Source organism: Caballeronia sp. LjRoot31, from assembly GCF_964253885.1.
Lineage (GTDB): Bacteria > Pseudomonadota > Gammaproteobacteria > Burkholderiales > Burkholderiaceae > Caballeronia.
In genome coordinates this window covers 657443-674241 of the sequence record NZ_CAXURX020000002.1, presented here as the reverse complement: position 1 = coordinate 674241, position 16799 = coordinate 657443, and the positions used below count along the sequence as shown (strand labels likewise).

The 16799-nt window shown below is 61.7% G+C and carries 13 protein-coding genes; 5 read left to right on the top strand and 8 right to left on the bottom strand.

The genetic code is table 11. From position 1 onward, the window contains the following. The first annotated feature begins 55 nt into the window (after positions 1-55). Complete coding sequence (locus tag ACSQ8V_RS21435) at positions 56-1228, top strand: TIGR03364 family FAD-dependent oxidoreductase (RefSeq protein ID WP_436207075.1); 1173 nt, start codon at positions 56-58, stop codon at positions 1226-1228. Positions 1229-1418: 190 nt separating this feature from the next. Next, positions 1419-1607 carry a hypothetical protein gene (locus tag ACSQ8V_RS21430; RefSeq protein ID WP_213766152.1) on the top strand — a complete coding sequence of 63 codons (189 nt, stop codon included), beginning with the start codon at positions 1419-1421 and terminating at the stop codon, positions 1605-1607. 73 nt (positions 1608-1680) lie between these two features. Here the strand turns inward: ACSQ8V_RS21430 and ACSQ8V_RS21425 are convergent, their stop codons facing one another. Both ACSQ8V_RS21425 and ACSQ8V_RS21420 read right to left on the bottom strand, forming a co-directional pair. Continuing rightward, entirely contained in the window at positions 1681-2196 is a 516-nt protein-coding gene (locus ACSQ8V_RS21425; RefSeq protein ID WP_436207074.1) for a hypothetical protein, read from the bottom strand. Positions 2197-2360: 164 nt separating this feature from the next. After that, positions 2361-5966 carry an ATP-binding protein gene (locus tag ACSQ8V_RS21420; protein ID WP_436207073.1) on the bottom strand — a complete coding sequence of 1202 codons (3606 nt, stop codon included), beginning with the start codon at positions 5964-5966 and terminating at the stop codon, positions 2361-2363. Positions 5967-6811: 845 nt separating this feature from the next. Here ACSQ8V_RS21420 and ACSQ8V_RS21415 point away from each other — a divergent pair. Next, on the top strand, positions 6812-7252 hold the full coding sequence (locus ACSQ8V_RS21415; protein ID WP_213766150.1) for a PRC-barrel domain-containing protein: 441 nt from the start codon (positions 6812-6814) through the stop codon (positions 7250-7252). A gap of 66 nt (positions 7253-7318) precedes the next feature. Here ACSQ8V_RS21415 and ACSQ8V_RS21410 read toward each other — a convergent pair whose 3' ends face one another. From ACSQ8V_RS21410 to ACSQ8V_RS21385, 6 genes are all read right to left on the bottom strand, one after another. Further along, positions 7319-7621 (bottom strand): putative quinol monooxygenase, encoded by a 303-nt coding sequence (locus ACSQ8V_RS21410; protein ID WP_213766149.1) that lies wholly within the window; start codon positions 7619-7621, stop codon positions 7319-7321. 182 nt (positions 7622-7803) lie between these two features. Further along, positions 7804-9954, bottom strand: coding sequence for a catalase HPII (gene katE, locus ACSQ8V_RS21405; RefSeq protein WP_436207072.1), 2151 nt, complete (start codon positions 9952-9954; stop codon positions 7804-7806). Between the two features lie 131 nt (positions 9955-10085). After that, positions 10086-11696 (bottom strand): S10 family peptidase, encoded by a 1611-nt coding sequence (locus ACSQ8V_RS21400; protein ID WP_436207071.1) that lies wholly within the window; start codon positions 11694-11696, stop codon positions 10086-10088. Positions 11697-11780: 84 nt separating this feature from the next. Next, positions 11781-13346, bottom strand: coding sequence for a S53 family peptidase (locus ACSQ8V_RS21395; RefSeq protein WP_436207070.1), 1566 nt, complete (start codon positions 13344-13346; stop codon positions 11781-11783). Between the two features lie 194 nt (positions 13347-13540). Beyond that, the gene (locus tag ACSQ8V_RS21390; RefSeq protein WP_436207069.1) at positions 13541-14101 is read right to left on the bottom strand and encodes a DUF488 domain-containing protein; all 561 of its coding nucleotides are present in this window, start codon (positions 14099-14101) and stop codon (positions 13541-13543) included. 36 nt (positions 14102-14137) lie between these two features. After that, positions 14138-14557 (bottom strand): GFA family protein, encoded by a 420-nt coding sequence (locus tag ACSQ8V_RS21385; RefSeq protein WP_213766144.1) that lies wholly within the window; start codon positions 14555-14557, stop codon positions 14138-14140. Between the two features lie 192 nt (positions 14558-14749). Between ACSQ8V_RS21385 and ACSQ8V_RS21380 the strand changes: the two genes are divergently transcribed. Then, positions 14750-16084, top strand: a complete 1335-nt coding sequence (locus ACSQ8V_RS21380) for an inositol monophosphatase (RefSeq protein ID WP_436207068.1) — start codon at positions 14750-14752, stop codon at positions 16082-16084. Then, on the top strand, positions 16074-16598 hold the full coding sequence (locus ACSQ8V_RS21375) for an isochorismatase family protein (RefSeq protein ID WP_436207067.1): 525 nt from the start codon (positions 16074-16076) through the stop codon (positions 16596-16598). Before ACSQ8V_RS21380 ends, ACSQ8V_RS21375 begins: the two co-directional genes overlap by 11 nt. Positions 16599-16799: the final 201 nt, after the last annotated feature.

Here is a 16799-nt window from a genome sequence, read left to right as displayed (position 1 = left end):
ATAAACCCGGGACCGCGCGTATTGTAGTACGCGACGGGCCGCTACACGGATGACCATGACAACGACACCTACTCCCCATCGCACCGACGTTGCGATTATCGGCGCGGGTATTCTCGGCCTGGCGCATGCCTATGCGTTCGCTAAACGCGGCTTGCGCGTGACCGTATTCGAGCGCAGCGGCACGCCGGTCGGTGCGTCCATCAGAAATTTTGGCATGGTGCTGGTGACCGGCCAGCCGCCGGGCGCGATGCATGCGCTTGCGCAGGCATCGCGGAAAATATGGCTCGACTGGGCGTCCGGCGCGGCGCTGCATGTCAGGCGTTCCGGCTCGCTGATGTTCGCCCGCAGCGCAGCCGAAGCTCAGGTAATGGAGGCGTTCGCGGCAACGCGCGCCGAGTCGGCGGGCTACGACGCCGCGTTGCTTTCACGCGCCGCGCTCGATGATCTCTACGATGGCCGCTTCCGGAAACATCGCGCTGCATTGCATGGGCGTGCCGATTTGCAGGTGTTTTCGCGCGAGGCGGTGCCTGCGCTCATCGACTATTTGCGGCGTGAGTTCAACGTGGAATTCCGCTTCGGGACGCTCGTGCAGGATGTGGATGGCGGACGGGTCGAGACAACTGCAGGCCAGTGGCGGGCGGAGCATGTTGTGGTTTGCGCGGGACATGATTATCTTTCGCTGCTCGCGCCGCAACTCGCTGCATTGGAACCGCGGGTGTGCCGGTTGCAGATGTTGCGCGTGCGGCCAACCACGCCTTTCGCCCTCGATCATGCCGTGCTGACCGGGTTGAGCTGCCTGCATTACGGCGCGTTCTCGGACCTTCCCGAAGCCGCCGCGCTGCAAGCGGAAGTGGCTGCGCGGGAACCCGCGTTGCTCAAACACGGCATTCATCTGCTGGCGAGCCCGACGCCTGGGGGTGATCTGATCGTGGGTGACTCGCACGATTATGGTGACGACCCGTCACCGTTCAATTCGCAGGCTATCGATGAAATCCTGCTCGGTCTGGCTGAGGACACGCTCGGCGGTACGTTGCGGGTCATCGAACGGTGGCAGGGCGTGTACGGGGCACGCACCGGGATGTCGGGCGCGCCGTTTTCTGTCCTGCGGGCCGCGCCGAATGTGACCGGTGTGTACATGCATAGCGGCGTGGGCATGAGCGTCGGACCGGCGCTGGGCGAGCGCGTAGTCAGTCATCTGATTGATGGGGCGGCGCTGCCCACAGCGTGACAACTTGTCGCAGACGCGGCACCTTGGCGGCGCGGCCGCGTGTCATGAGCCCGCAGCACCAGTGGCCACATGAAGCAGCGTCATTAAGCCAGCGGCAAGAGTCTATTTCCTCGCTGCACGGCAATGAAAGCACCCCCGACCGGTAAACTCGACGCCTGTTCTTTTCTGCGACCGCGCGGAGTGTTGATCGATGAGCTACAAGAAAGGCATTGTGCTGGAGATCCAGTTTCCGCCCGAGCGTCTGAATGACGGCGCGGGAGACCCGTACTGGATCGACCTGACGCTCGACGAAGCCCGCCGTCTCCACGACCAGCTTGCAAGGCGTTTTGCAAGCGAGGCGCAGGCAAACCAGCCGCTCGATACGTTCACAATGGAATAAGCCGTCGTTCGCACTCGATCCGGGTTTTGGGGTGCGACTATCTACCAACGGCCCGAGGAGAACGACCGTCCGCTCACCCTCCGTTGCAAGTAGGGCTCGACAGATTGCGGAAACGGTTCGGCCAATCCCCCGATATCGCCTCCTGTGCCGCTGCCAGCGGCACATCCCCCGTGCACACGCAGCGCTTCAGAAACACCACCAGCCGTTCCTTGCGGCGCTGCCCTGCACGCCCGTCCCAGCGACGGATATCGAGGTTCGCCTCAGCGGTCGGGGAGCCGCCCAGCAGGATCGGCATGCGGTGATCGAGCGCGTAGTCCGAAGCATTCTGCGAGTTCACATGGCGTTGACTCAGCAGTTGCTCCTTCTGGCGCTGCAAGGTGTCGAAGGGAGGCAGGACATCGTCGGCATAACCGGGGCGGCAGATCGTGTCCACAATGCTCGACTGGGTCACGCGCGGATCAAGCAGTTCCGCTTTTTGCGCGTGAACCGGCACACCGCCGGCCGAAAGCGCAAGCAGGAACCACACGATGGCAACACGCCGGCGACCATGCCGGCGGTGACGGTGACGCGAAAAAAACCTTCTATTCATTCGGCGATCGGGCCGCGCCGGAGACGCAACGGCCATGTGTCGGAGCGAGAGGAGGGGCTAATTAAAACACATGCGCGTTCCGGGAACGGAATCGGACATTAATCACGAACGTGAAACGACCCGCGCCGAACGACGCCGATCGAGAGTAAATCGTGCTGGAGCGTTTAGACCGCGTGCTGCTCGAGCGCCGCATGGAGCGCTATTGCTTCGTCGTAAAAACGTGCATAGGCCGCGCGGATCGCCGCGGTGTCGTAGCCTTGTCCTGGCGCTATCGCGCATGCGTGCTGCAGATCCAGGCAGGCATCGGAGAAAGAGGTGGCGCCGACAACGAACGCCGCGCCCTTCATCCGATGCGCCAGTTCAAGCAGACGATGGAAGTCCGCCGATGCGAACGCCCGGCGCGCCTCATCGAGATCCTGCCGGTTCTCCGACTGCAATGCATTGACCAGGGCGGCGGCTTGGTCCCCGAAGCCGTTGAGCCGGTCCACGTTAAAACGCGGGACCGTGGATGGGAAAACGGCGGCGCCGGGTTCCGCAACGGCGTGATCGACAGGTTGAGCAGGTTCGTGCGTGATATCCGAGGGGCCGTCGAATGCGCTGTTCAATTGCCCCGGATAGGAAACGGACATACTGAGCGCAGCTGAAACGCCGCTGCCGACGGCCCTGTTCGCCGGGAAGTTTTGCGTGGGGCCATAGGTATCGGCATGCGCACGGCCTGACGCGAAGGACCTGGCAGAACCAATCGATGCGGTCGACACATGCATGGGCGCAGCGACGCCCAATACGCGATCGAAGAAGGACCTGGAATCCAATGGCGGCGTCGGATGCTCAGTGCGGGGGGCAACCGGCAAGACGGCGCTCGGCGCGGCGACCTTGGACGCCCGCTGATCCTGCATGGCAAGTACCAGCGCGCGGTGCAGCGCGTCGAGCCCCAGCGGCTTGACGAGGCACAGCGTCATGCCTGCGTCGAGCGCTTGAGTCAGCGCCTCGGGTTGTGCGTTCGCGGTCACGCCTACGATGGGCGTCAGCTTCGGACCGGCGTTCGCACGCGTCAGCGCCAGTTCGCGGGCACGAATTGCACGCGCAAGATCCTCGCCGCTCATCGTGGGCATCGAACAATCGGTCAGGATCAAGTCGAACGGAGCGCCTTCTTGCCGCTGCTGTTCCCAACGCGCAAAAGCAGCCCCGCCGTCATTCGCGGTTTCAATCACGCAGCAGAGCGTAGTCAACTGGCTCGCCAGCAGGATGCGATTGGCCGGATGATCGTCGACAACGAGTACATGCAGGCCGAGCACGTCATGTGTATCGAGCTCCAGTGCGTGCGTGGCCGCAAGCGTTTCCAGCGGCGGCCGGGCTACAGGCAAGCGGACCCGCACGGTGAAGCGGCTTCCCTGCCCGGGTTTGCTGGACAACCGGATCGTGCCGCCCATCATGTCCATCAAGCGCCGGCAGATGGTGAGGCCGAGACCGGTGCCGCCAAAGCGGCCGGGCCGCTCCTGTCGCGCCTGCACGAACGGCGCGAACAGCAACGCTTGCTGATCCGCCGGGATACCGATGCCGCTGTCGGAGACTGCCAGCAACAGTTCGCGACGCGCGATGCGTGCATCGTCACCTGGAAGGCTATGCGCGTGGCCCTTCCTCACCGCCCCGATCGCATACTCGAGCGTCACTTGTCCCGCATCCGTGAACTTGATTGCATTCGATAACAGGTTGCCCAGCACTTGCCTCAGGCGCGTCGCGTCGGCCATCACCCACACGCGCTCGTGCTCGAGTTCGTGCTCCTTAGGGCCACGCACGCGCACAACCAACGCGACGCCTTTGCTGCGCGCCGCCGGCTCATAGATCGCCACCACGCTTTTCACCCATTCGCCAAATTCCAGCGGCGCAGAGGTCAACACGAGCCGGCCTGCTTCGATCTTCGCCATGTCGAGGATATCGTCGATCATTCCAAGCAGATCATGCGCTGCCTGATGCGCCGTGCCCAACGCCCGCTCCGTCGATGCGCGGTCCCCCGGACTGCGCAATTCGAGTTCGAGAAGTCCGAGCACGGCGTTCATCGGCGTACGGATTTCGTGGCTCATGGTGGCGAGGAACGTCGACTTCGCGCGGTTCGCGGTTTCGGCTTCTTCCTTTGCCACGCGCATCGCATGTTCGGCCGCCCGCCGGCGCGCGATCTGCGCTTTCAACGACACCGCCCAGCCGATCAACAGGGCCAGCAGCGCCGCACCCAGCAGCGCGCCGAAAATGACTTGCGGACGCCGCCGTTCCCACTGGCTTTCCGGATGTTCGATAAGCATCCAGCGGCGGCGGATGGCATCAAGTTCGCCGGGCTGCATGTGTTCGATCGCGCGGTTCATGATCGACAGCAGCATGGGCTGGTTACGCGCCACGAGAAAACCGTGCTGCACGGGCTGATCCGAGAACGCGCCCGTGATGACGAGCTTGTTGCGATACGGATTGCCGACCGCATAGTTGGCGAACGTCATGTCAATGATGGTAGCGTCGGCCTGGCCGTTCACCACGGCATCGAACTGGCCATTGATCGGCGATGTCTCCACGATACGCACCGAAGGCATGCGCTCGCGCAACATGTTCATGAGCGCATGGTTGCGCCACAGCGCAACGCGTTTTCCAGCAAGCGCTTGCGCATCGCGCAGCGGCTCCGCGCCCGCGCGCGTGAGGATGACAAGCACGCCTTCGCCATAAGGTTTGCTCGGCGCGAATTGCGGCGGGATCTGTCCCGCGCTCAGCCCGTAGGCGATCAGGCTCGCGCGGCCGTCGCCCAGGTCATCGGTCACGCGCTCTGTCGAACCGCGCAGCCGGCCTTCGAAGCTAAGGCCCGTGAGCGCGCCGATAGCCGCAAGCATATCGATGGCCAGACCCGCGGGCTTGCCGCTTGAATCGCGGAAAGTCATGGGCGCGGCGTCGGCATACATGGAGTAGTCGATCACCGGATGCGCGGTTATCCAGGCACGTTGCGCATCACTTAACGTCAGCGGCCGGGTGAACGTCACCGCGGCGGCAGCGGCCCATCGCGCACGCACTTCGAGCAGAAAGCGGGGGGACAGCGCGGCAAGCGCCGCATCCACGCGTTGACGCTGGATGTCTCCTGCGGCGTCACCAGCGAAGGCGAAGCTGTAGCCGGCTTCATCGAATGCCGCAAAGCCCGAGATAGTGAGGCTCACCAGGTCCAGGTGATCGATTGTGTAACCCGCCGTGGCCAGGTCGCCCACAAACGCGTCCGCATCGCCTAGCGACACAGCCAGCAGCGCACTCAGCGTATCGCGATAGCCGACCGCGCGCAGCGCGGGATAAGCGTCGTGCAGCCGTTGCGCCGATGTTTGCTGCTCGACATAAGCAAGACGTCCCGTGCGACCGCCCGCAACACGCCGCTCAACGAAGACTTGCTTGGTCGCAACATAAGGCCGGCTGTAACGCAGCGCCGGTCCTGCGTCATTGCCGGTCGCACTGGTCGCGGCATCGATCCGATGGTGGCGCAGCGCGTCCATCATGGCAGAACGATCAGAAAAGGTCCGCCATTCAAGCGGCCTTTGCAACGCGATAGCCACGCGTTGCGCGAAATCGGCAGAGACGCCGCTGACTCCCGGACCGGATTCATCCGGATCATTCATTTCCATGGGCGGCAACGCGCCCGGGACCGCGCCCACGATAAACGGCTTGGGCGTTGCGGCATTGACTGCAATGGAAAGTGCCAGCAGACAGGCGAACGCTATTGCCTGATGCAATGCCCTGATGCTTTGTCTCGCCACGTGTGTCCTTAGCGAACTCATTGGATGATTGCCTGCGTACAACGCTAGACACGCGTTCCTGAAAAGAGCGCCAGTGTCGCAAATACGAGCGGCCACGCCAATTGGGGAAATTGAAACGGTCAGTTAACCTAAATGACACAGTCACATTGAGCATGCAGGACGGGCGCTGCGTCTGGTTATTCCAGGGCCGGCATGCGCACCTCGACGGCGCACCTCGACGGAACACGTTCGATGTACGTCGGGCACCAAGCTCGACATTAATGACCGGACTGCCATCGAGCAAAATTAATGCCTTAGTTAAATTGAGTCGATGAAGAGAGCCGCTAAGCCGCTATCTAGTTAGTGGCTTTCTTCGTTTTAACCTTACAAATATCTCGATCGTACTTTACGAATAGTCTTCTCTATCCCAGGCCGCCCCCTCTCTTAGCCCCCCGCTAGCAGGTTTCTGACAGAAACTGATTTCACCGCTACCATTCAGCAAGGTTTTGTTGCCGTATCCAATCAGCTCGCTCGTGCCGATACATGACACATCGCTCAAACGAGCCATCCGGGCCACGCAACATTCAACCTGACCGGCCAGGCGCCGACGTTCATTGTCGGCGTGACCATGCTCGTTCGCTTTCCCCAATGCGTTTCGTGTTGCTCGTACCAAGCTGTCCGTTTGGCAATCGTCGCGTAGTCGTTCGTTAGTCGTTCGTATAACGCTCCACCCATGACCATCAGCTATCGACTCTCAGCCGATGGTTTTTCCGGCGGTCGGTGCAGGCGTGTCTCCGGTCTTCCAGCCCGTAGCCGTGCATGCGCACGCCGCCTGCCTGCTCATTCACTCGCGCAAGAGGACACACATGAAGACGAAACTCATCGCAGCGCTACTCGCAGCAGCGCTAGCCCAAGTCGCCCTTCCTTCGCAGGCGCAAGTTGCCGGCTCGCAGACAATCGGCATCAGCGTGGAAGAATCCACGGCCATCCTGGACGGGTGGAGCATCAAGAAATCCATCCTGAACAAGCCGGTTGTCAACGAGAACGGTGATCGGGTCGGCGTGATTCACGACATCATCGTGGCGCCGGACAAGGCGGTGTCGTTTGCGATCGTCGCAGCCAGCCAGTTCGCAGGCGTCTCGCATCACGACGTTGCCATTCCCATTGAGCAACTCGATATAGTCGGCGGCAAGATCGTGTTGGCGGGCGCGACGAAGGCGGCGATCAAGGCACTGCCGGAATTTGAATACGCGAAGATGCCCGCCACGCCGAAGACCCGCGCGGCCTTCACGAACGACCATCATTGAAATGATGTGAGGTTTGCTGCGGCTGACGCTGAACGCCGCAGCAAATGACCCACGTATAGCGTGAATTCAGCCCGGCAGCTTTGCTGCCAGTACATCGATCTTCATGATCTGCGGGGGCGAGGCGAACAGTTCGCCCGCCTTCGCCATCAGCGCCTCGGCGACCTTGCCGGAAAGATGCGCGTCGCGACCGGCTTCGTCGGGGAAGGCATCGAAGATTCCGAACGTGCTTGCGTTCAACTGCAGCGCGAACCATGCGGTCGTGGCCGGCTCCTGCTCGACCAGCGCGAGGCCGCCCAGCAAGAACGCCTCGACATCTTTCTCCTTGCCGGGTTTTGCTTCCAACCGGACCCACAATGCTGTCTTGACCATGTCATCCTCCGTGGAATCGCGTCTGCCGTTTGGGAACGCGTTCATCGATCATAAGACGAGCGCCGCCTGCGTGCCGGTGCTTACCTGCAAAAGCGTGGCAGGCTCTGCAAGAACTGCATTGAAAAGGAACCCGCGACTGGGCGCCGCAGGTTCCTTTCACATACCCATGCGCTCAGCGCCCATCACGCCGGTACGCTTTCTGCCTTTTCGGCCCGCGCCCATACGCGATGTTTCGACAACGCCGCAATAAACGCCTTCATCACCTTGTTCGCGTCGCTGCCTACGCTGATGCCCTCGTCACCGGTCGGCAAATGCGCAGCGGCCAGCACGTCCTCGCCGTCACCCACCGCGCCGATCGCCTTGAGGTGCTTGAACGATTCGAGTACGAAGTGGCGGGCATCGCCGGATTCCGACAAGAGCTTCGCGCTCGCCGCGCCGCCGGCTACCACCACGCCGTCGAACATGATCGATGGCAAACCGAGAATGGTTGCATCGACTTCCACGCCGTCGCCTAACGTGCCCAGCTGCGGCGCGACCACCTTCGCATGCGCACCTTCCGCCGTCAGCGCATCCTTGATCGCCTTGATGGTGGCAATATCCGCCCCCTTCGCGGCGAGAATGGCGACCTTGCGTGTCTTCACCGACGGCTTGGTCTTCGCAACAATGCTCAACGCCGGCGACTCAGCCAGCGATGACTTGCCCAATTCCTCCGCGCCGGCGCTCGCTTTCGGCGCCGGCAGACCGAGGTTATCGGCGACACGCGCACACAGTTCACTATCGATATTCGCCAGGATTCCAAGTTGCCGTTCGCGGATGAACTTGCGCTCGACCTTGCTCAGCTCAAAGGAATACGCGCCTACGATGTGATCTTTCTCCGGCTTCGTCATGCTGTTCCAGAACAGCGTGGCTTGCGAATAATGATCGGCGAAGGACTCGCTGCGCTGGCGGATCTTCACGGCATCCACGCGTTCCGGATAGGTCTCGAACCCGCCACCAATAGCGGCCGGTTCGGTTTCCTTCGGCCAGCCGCTATCGATGGAATTGGGTTCGTACGAAGCCTGTCCGCGATTCACCGTCATCCGGTGTTTCGCATCGCGCTGGTTGTTGTGCATCGGCGCGATGGTGCGGTTGATCGGGATCTCATGAAAGTTCGGACCGCCGAGGCGGCTGATCTGCGTGTCCGTATACGAAAACAGACGGCCCTGAAGCAGCGGATCGTTCGAGAAGTCGATGCCCGGCACAATGTGCCCGGGACAGAACGCCACCTGCTCCGTTTCCGCGAAAAAATTATCCGGATTGCGATTCAGCGTGAGCTTGCCGAGCATCGTGATTGGCACGATTTCCTCTGGAATGATCTTGGTCGGATCGAGCAGATCGAAGTCGAACGAATGCTCGTCGTCCTCCTCCACAATCTGTACGCCCAACTCCCATTCCGGGTAGTCGCCCATGTCGATCGCTTCCCAGAGATCGCGCCGATGAAAATCCGCATCCTTGCCGGCCAGCTTCTGCGCTTCGTCCCACAGGAGCGAGGCCGAACCAATAGTCGGACGCCAGTGGAATTTAACGAACCTGCCCTTGCCCTCGGCATTCACCAGACGAAACGTATGGATACCGAATCCTTCCATGGTCCGCAGGCTGCGCGGAATGGCGCGGTCCGACATGGTCCACAACACCATGTGCGCGGACTCCGGCACGAGCGAGACAAAGTCCCAGAAGGTATCGTGGGCTGAGCCGCCCTGCGGCATTTCGTTATGCGGTTCCGGTTTGACTGCATGAACGAAGTCGGGGAACTTGATTGCGTCCTGGATGAAGAAGACGGGCATGTTGTTGCCGACCAGGTCGAAGTTGCCTTCTTCGGTGTAGAACTTGACGGCAAAACCACGCACGTCGCGCACGGTGTCCGCCGAACCGCGTGAGCCCTGCACCGTCGAGAATCGTACGTACACCGGCGTTTCCTTGGTCGGGTCCCGCAGGAATGCCGCTTTCGTCAGGTCCGTATGCGCCTTGTACGGCTTGAACACGCCATGCGCGGCTGACCCGCGTGCATGCACGATGCGCTCGGGAATCCGCTCGTGATCGAAGTGCGTGATTTTTTCACGCATGATGAAATCTTCGAGCAGCGAGGGTCCGCGAGGACCCACTTTAAGGGTGTTCTGGTTATCGGAAACCTTGACGCCCTGGTTGGTCGTCAGGGCTTGATCCGTCGCGTCCGAGCGAAACGGCTCAAGACTGTCGAGCTTGGGATTGGTGTTGTTTTGTGAGGGGGTGCGCGCAACTGCGCTGGTGTTTTTTGAGGGCGCGGACGCGCCAGCATTCTTCTTCGAGGTTGGCATCGGGAGGACTCCAGTGTGCAGTTGAAGTGGCGCATTCGACATGCGCTCGTTCGTCCGTTCGCAACTTGTGTTCCCGCCGACGCCGATTCAAACCCTCGTCAAACCCTTGGCAATTGCCCGCTGATTGCCCGCTATTTCACTTCAACCTTGCGTTGCTGCAGTGCGCGAATCCGGCCCATGGCTTCATGATCGGTCGTCGCGGCCTGATACATCTTGGCGAGATCCGCCTTCAGTTGCGTGCGCGAACCGCCGTCGAGATAAATCATGTGGCCCGACGGGTAGAACTTCGCCGTCAAATTCTCCCGCACGGTTTTATCGATGAGCGGCATTTGCTGCAGATCGATTACCGTCTGGTAGAACGGCGTCACGAAGTCGTAGAACCCATTCGCCGACAACACCTTCAAGTCGATGTTGAGCGCCATCACCGCAGCCAGATCACCGGCCGTATAGAGAATGACGTTACCCTTCGCGTCCACGCCCTTCTGGGCGCCCGTCGGGTCCGTGTGATGGAAGTCCCAGTTGGCGAAAGCCTGGTCGTTGAGGTCCGTAAACGACGACGTGGACGTGAACTTCAACTGCTCGTTCAGGTACTCGTTCCACATCGCCGTGTAAGCCCCGGTCACGGCTGTCATGGTGGGATCGTTGCCGCCGGAGTTCGGATCGATCTTGCCCGCGATACCCGTCGAAATAGCGGTCACGCGGCCATCGTAGGAACCTAGCGCCACGCCTTTGGACTTGAGCAGCGTGGTGAGAAAGAGCGAGTTGCCGCGGCTGTCGTAGGAAGCGACGTCGAGACTCCACGCGATCAGCGTGGCTTTGTCGATGCCCGTGTATTCGGAGAGTTTCTCCACGGTGTCGTTGTCCGTCTGCGGAAATTTACGCAGCGCCGCGAGGTAATCCGTGCGCGCGAATTGCGCGATTTCCTCGGCGAACGTCAGCAGATCCGTGGGCCGCGGATGCACCCCCAGCTTGCGATGAAACCAGGCATCGGCGGCGGCGGTCGGCAGCGCGCCGACCGGATTGCCGGATTGCGTGTAGTCGAGAATGGACGACTGCAGCGTAATGCCGTTCAGATCCACGCCGTCCTCGTGCAAGAGGTACGCAAGCACGCAACTGCGCGCCGTGCCGTACGACTCGCCATATAGAAATTTCGGCGAATTCCAGCGATTGTTTTTCGTCAGGAAGCGCTTGATGAATTGCTTGAGGGAATTCGCGTCCTGGTCAACGCCCCAGAAATCGCGATTCTTGTTCGGCGCGATGGCCGCCGAATAACCCGTGCCGACCGGGTTGATGAACACGAGATCGCTCTTGTCGAGCAAGCTGTCCGGGTTGTCCTCCATCTGGTAGGGCGCGGGCGGCGTGAACGCGGGCGTGGAGGTCTTGATCCGTTGCGGCGCGAAAGATCCGAGCAGCACGAATACTGACGACGATCCCGGTCCGCCGTTATAGAAAAACGTGACCGGGCGCGATTCTTCAGTTTGATGATCCTGCGTGAACGCGACATAGAACAGCTTCGCGTCGGGCTTGGAACTGCTCGGATCGACGATCACAAGATGCCCGGCCGTCGCCGTGTAGTCGATCGTCTTGCCGCCTATGACGGTCGAGTGATGCGTGATGGCGGCGTTTTCGTCGGTCTGGGTCGCGTCGATGGAATCGTCGGGACCGTTGCCGTAAGCGGTGGGATCGAAGTAAGGCTGATCCCCCGTTGAAGACTTTTTCGCCGCTGAACTGGAGTTCGTCATGATTGCTCCCTTGCCGGTGTTGTTGGAGTTCTTGCCTGGCCCATCGTCATAGCACTATCAAAACTGAACCAATCAACTAAAACTTTACTTCAGCGCAGCCGCGACTTTCACGCCGTCCGGGCTACCCAGCCCTGTACACGCGTCCCATCCCGCCGTCGCCTCGAAGCTGCCGTTGTTGCCCTGCGTGATGTCGTGGCCCGCCGTCTTCGCACCATACAGCTTCGGGTTGAGGAAACCCACCGGCTTGCCGGCCGCCGCGTTGATCCGGGCGATCAGTCCCGCCCATAGCGGCGCGACTGCGCTCGTGCCACCCACGACCGTCTGCGTCCCGCCGATAATCACATCGTAGCCCGTGACCGGCGACGCGTCGCCTGCGACATCGGGCACGCCGCGCCTGGTCAGCGCCGACTTGCCTCCGCTGACCCGCGTGACGCTCAAACCTTCCTGCCAGACCGGCAACGCAAACACGGCGCTCACGCCGCCCCCGCCCGCGCCGCCCTGCTCGCCGTCGTTCCATACCACTTCGCTGCTGATCCCTTTCGCCGATGCCCGCAGTTGCGTTCCACCGCACGCGAGCACGTACGGGCTCGACGCCGGGAAATCGACGTGATCTTGCCCGTCCGTGGCGCCGTCGCTGGACCCGCTGTCGCCGGAGGCTACACACACGGTCACGCCCAGTGCCGCGGCCGATTGCAGGACTTCGTCGAAGGCGTTTTGCGATTGCGACGTCCAGTTGGTTTCCGGTCCGCCCCAACTGATCGAGATGACCGAGGGCTTGTTGGTATCGTCGTGGATCGCGCGGTTGACGGCATCGATAAAACCCGCGTCGCTGTTGGCCGTGAAATACACCGCGATGCGCGCGCCCGGAACAATCGCGCCGACAATTTCGATGTCCAGCGCCACCTCGCCGTCGGGCCCGTTCGGGTTACCCGTTGGCGCGTTTTTGGCCTGGTCGACGCCAACCGCAACCACCGTCGGCTGCGCCACGCCCAGTTGCGAAAAATAGGCGCTCAGGTCGCTTTCGCTATATCCCCCGCCCAGTTCGATAATGCCGACGCACTGGCCGCTGCCATCGCCGCTCGGGAAGTCGTAGAGCCGCGCGAGATCGAGCGGCGTGTACGACGTGCTGGATTCGCTGCGCGCTGTCTTGAACGGCGGCCGGAAGCGGAAATGCGGGCGCGCCTGCGGACGGCTGTCGAGACCCAGCACCGCGGTCACCATGTCCTTCATGTCGTCCGGCACGTTCACCGGTCCCGTGCGCCCGCGATACTCGCCGATCGCGTGATGTTCGAAGCGCTCCAGCTTCACGCCGAAGGCCGCGCTGAACTGGGCGATGGTGCCTGACAGCACCACGCTGCGCGAGCCTGCATCGGAGCGGACCACGCTCAGGCCATGCGCCTTCGCGAAGGCTTCCGTCTTGGCCACATCGGTAGCCGATGCCCCGAAACGTTTGCCGAACTCCTCCCGGGAAACCGGCACGGCGTCGGCGGCGCCCGTATTGATCTTTTGCATCAACTGTCGGAACGCGTCCTCGTTTTGCCGCCGAAGCATCACTACTACTTCGATTTTTTCGTCCGGATTGCATGCGCCGATGCAACGTGCGCCTTCGGGTTGCGACTTGTCACTACCGGTTATCGGATGCTTGCTCATGGCTTGTGGCTCCTTGCTGGTACGGAAAAATTCATGTCGCGCGGATTCGGAGTTCGAGATGACTTGCCAGCGATCGCCTCGATTCCAGGTGATCTTTGCCTGCTTCAGCCTGTTATCCGACACGGCGCGACGGGCGCAGTTCCAGCATACGCAAACGATTGCCTTCTGCTTATGCATCGGTTGCAGGGAGACTGTCAATTCGGCGTCGCCCCCGGTTTTGCGCTTGATTCGGGGTAGATCACGGTGCCGTCGGGCTGGGGTAAAGCCTGCGGCGTAAGCGTCGCGGGCCTGACCTGATGAGGGCCCATGATGTGCAGCACGGTCTCGCCTCGCGCAAGCAGATAATCCGCCACAATCCGCCGATGACACCGCCACCACACGGCTTCCGAGCACATGACCGCGCAGCGCCGCGCGTGGCCGAGGTCCAGCAATTCTTCCAGCGCTTCGCGGAAAGGGTCGCCCAGCGCGTAGTCGGCGTAGTTGCGGAACGCCGGATGGGTCCAGTAGGTGTTCGGCGACGGTTGGCCCGTGTCGCGCTTGCTGCGCCGGCCACCCAGCGCCGCCATATGCACGTAGGCAACACCCTCTGCACGCAGCGAAGCCGGCAGCGTGTCCAGGTTGAATTGCGGATTGGTCCGCGATCTCGGAATGCTGCGGATATCGACCAGCATTTCAATCTCGCTTTCTTTCAGCAAGGCGGTAAATTCCGCCAGCGGACGCGTCGAATGACCAATGGTGAAAAAAGGCCCGTTCATCTGGCGGTCGATTGGTCCGGCCATCCAATGCACCCGTCAGGACCGGTCTTCCAGATATTCCCGCCGTCCACCGCCGGACAGCCACGGCTCGCGACGGATGCACCAGAGTTCATAGGACGGGTCGAGAAAACCGGTTTCGTCGAAGGCGCCAATCGGCAAGTCGATTTCGTCATTGTTGACATACGCCATGTAGGCGACCGACCCGCATACCGGACAGAAGTGACGGCGGGCATCGGCGGAGCTTTGCCAGGCTTTGGTCACACCCGACATGGTGACCTGCTCCTCCGCATACACCGCGTACGCGCCAAACGCCGAACCATGCACGCGTCGGCATGTCATGCAATGGCAAAGTCCGACGCGATCCGGCGCGGCCGTCGCCGTAAAACGCCACGCACCGCACGCGCAGCCCCCTTCATGTCGAACTTCCTGATCCGTGTCCTGAATCATGTCGTTCATCGCAGCCTCCCTATAATCTGGTATCTGTTATCTACTGGCATGCAGGACCCTGACACCGCTGGCAGCGGCGGCCATGGCAACAATCTTAGTAGCAATCCGCGTGGTAGCAACCTGCGCGCCGCATCGGCTTTGCGACGTGCAAAAAAGTGCGGTTTTGCTACGATGACACCCCACGAGACGGAGATGGCACTCATGAAGCACGTATCCCTGCTGGCTCTGCTCCCCTCCGGCGCAACGGTTACCGCAGCGAGCGGGCCGTACGCGACACCGGCCGCGTCCGATCTCGCGGCCTACGTGCTGTCGCACGAACGCTACGACGCGGCCGTTAACGCGCCGTCTGCGCGCAAGGATTACAAAAACGTGCACGTCGCGGATGTCTTGACCGACGAATACGTGTTCCCGCTCGGAGAAACCGGCAAGTCGATCGTGCTGTCCGGTTACCAGCTTGCGGCGGGATTTCTCGCTGAACGGGCCGCCGACGAATGGCTCGAACTCGCGCGCCAACAGCACGCGGCCAATGGTGGTGCAGACAGCGATGACACGCGGCACGTACCCGATCCCGCTGAAGCCGATCAATTGATGGACCGTGCGCTCGAATCTGCGGAACGCATTCTTGCGCCGTTCGAAGCGGCGCCGGTTGCGTCGTTATTCGAAACGCACTATCGCGGCGCGCGCGAATTTCTTCGCCTGAGCTGGGAAGGTTTGCCGGAAGACCTGGTGCCCAAGTCGCGCCGGCCGGCCGTGGTGCCGAAAGCGGCTGCGGATCTGGCGCCGGCATCGGCCACGCAGGACTACGACCCCTACGGGCTGCAGGGCACAAGCGATTACGACGTCGACAAGCCATTGGCGTATCGTGAAAAAGCCGGTGAAAAAGCCGGTGAAAAGATCGGCCCGTTCCTGCTGACCATGACCTATCGCCATGAATATCCGCAGGTGGACGACGAACGGCTCGGCACCGCGTTCGCGGTGTTTCACGAGGCGGGCACGGATATCGTCGCGGCGGCGCTCGAGCTGAAACTCGTGAAAGTGCCGCCCATCCAGAGCAGCGCGGACCTCGTTTATGTCCTCGATACCTACTCCGGCGAGATGCTGTCTCTCGCGCTCGCCGCCACCGAAGCGCTTGGGGCCGAGCGCCTGTGCAGCGTGTTCAATACGCACCGGGTGGTATATATCAGCACGTGGGAAGTGAGGAAACCGTGGCGCGGTCAAGGCTTGGGGGTCGCGTTGCTGCGTGAGGCGTTGCAACGCCTGCCGGCGGACCCCGATGGCCGTCCCGATGCGTTATGCGTCGCGCCCGAGCCCTATCAGACCGAAGCGCGTTATCTCAGTCAGTTGCCGCCCGCATTGCGCGCCGAGGTCGACGCGCCCGCGCAAAGGCTCACCCGGCATCTGACCGAATGGCTGGATCATGCAAACCTGCCGAACGTGAAGATGCATTTTTTCATCCCGATGGCCAAGCACGAAGGCATTGGGTCGGCGGGGGAAAACGCGCGGCTGATCGACCGGATCATGGAAAGTGAAGCCTGATCCGGTGCTTGTTGTCATCGATATGCAGGTGAAATTGTTGCCGCATATCGATAACGGCGCGGCTGTGCTGAAGCGTTGTTTAACGCTCGTGAAAGCAGCCGGTTTGCTCGATATCCCGGTCCTTGTCACCGAGCAGAATCCGCTCCGCCTTGGCGCGTGCGTCGATGGCCTGATTGGCGAGCGGCAGCGCGCGATCGAGAAGGACACCTTCGACGCCACGCTGTGCCCGGACTTCGTGGCGGCGTTGCCATCGAAGGAAACTGTGCTGTTCGTGGCCGGTTGCGAAGTGCATGTGTGCGTGTTGCTGACCGTGACCGGCTTGCTGAAACTGGGCTATACGGTGGAACTGATCGCCGATGCGGTCGGTTCACGCGCCCCGGAGAATAAGGCAATCGCGCTGGCCCGAGCGCAGCGCGAGGGCGCGCTTCCTACCACCACGGAAACCGCGATCTTCGGCTGGTTGGGAAGCTGCCGGCATCCGCGTTTCAAGGACGCATTGGCGCTGATCAAATAGCATCGGGAAATGCGCCGCGAGGCATGCACGCCGGTCATGGCTGGCATGAGCAGATTTCGATTGTTGCGGGTTTTTGGCCTGCCTAGAGTGCTTGCACGCGTACGGTCACGTAGCGCTCCGGGATGTCGAGTGGATACTGCGAGTCAATACCGCGAGTAGATACCGATTTCCCGCTCTCCGACTTTTCTGCCCAAGGCCACC

What these genes read in the sequence shown, in the direction of transcription:
- ACSQ8V_RS21435 (WP_436207075.1), top strand. Translation starts at nt 56, where the DNA reads ATGACAACGACACCTACTCCCCATCGCACCGACGTTGCGATTATCGGC.
- ACSQ8V_RS21430 (WP_213766152.1), top strand. Translation starts at nt 1,419, where the DNA reads ATGAGCTACAAGAAAGGCATTGTGCTGGAGATCCAGTTTCCGCCCGAG.
- ACSQ8V_RS21425 (WP_436207074.1), bottom strand. Translation starts at nt 2,196, where the DNA reads ATGAATAGAAGGTTTTTTTCGCGTCACCGTCACCGCCGGCATGGTCGC.
- ACSQ8V_RS21415 (WP_213766150.1), top strand. Translation starts at nt 6,812, where the DNA reads ATGAAGACGAAACTCATCGCAGCGCTACTCGCAGCAGCGCTAGCCCAA.
- ACSQ8V_RS21410 (WP_213766149.1), bottom strand. Translation starts at nt 7,621, where the DNA reads ATGGTCAAGACAGCATTGTGGGTCCGGTTGGAAGCAAAACCCGGCAAG.
- katE (WP_436207072.1), bottom strand. Translation starts at nt 9,954, where the DNA reads ATGCCAACCTCGAAGAAGAATGCTGGCGCGTCCGCGCCCTCAAAAAAC.
- ACSQ8V_RS21400 (WP_436207071.1), bottom strand. Translation starts at nt 11,696, where the DNA reads ATGACGAACTCCAGTTCAGCGGCGAAAAAGTCTTCAACGGGGGATCAG.
- ACSQ8V_RS21395 (WP_436207070.1), bottom strand. Translation starts at nt 13,346, where the DNA reads ATGAGCAAGCATCCGATAACCGGTAGTGACAAGTCGCAACCCGAAGGC.
- ACSQ8V_RS21390 (WP_436207069.1), bottom strand. Translation starts at nt 14,101, where the DNA reads ATGAACGGGCCTTTTTTCACCATTGGTCATTCGACGCGTCCGCTGGCG.
- ACSQ8V_RS21385 (WP_213766144.1), bottom strand. Translation starts at nt 14,557, where the DNA reads ATGAACGACATGATTCAGGACACGGATCAGGAAGTTCGACATGAAGGG.
- ACSQ8V_RS21380 (WP_436207068.1), top strand. Translation starts at nt 14,750, where the DNA reads ATGAAGCACGTATCCCTGCTGGCTCTGCTCCCCTCCGGCGCAACGGTT.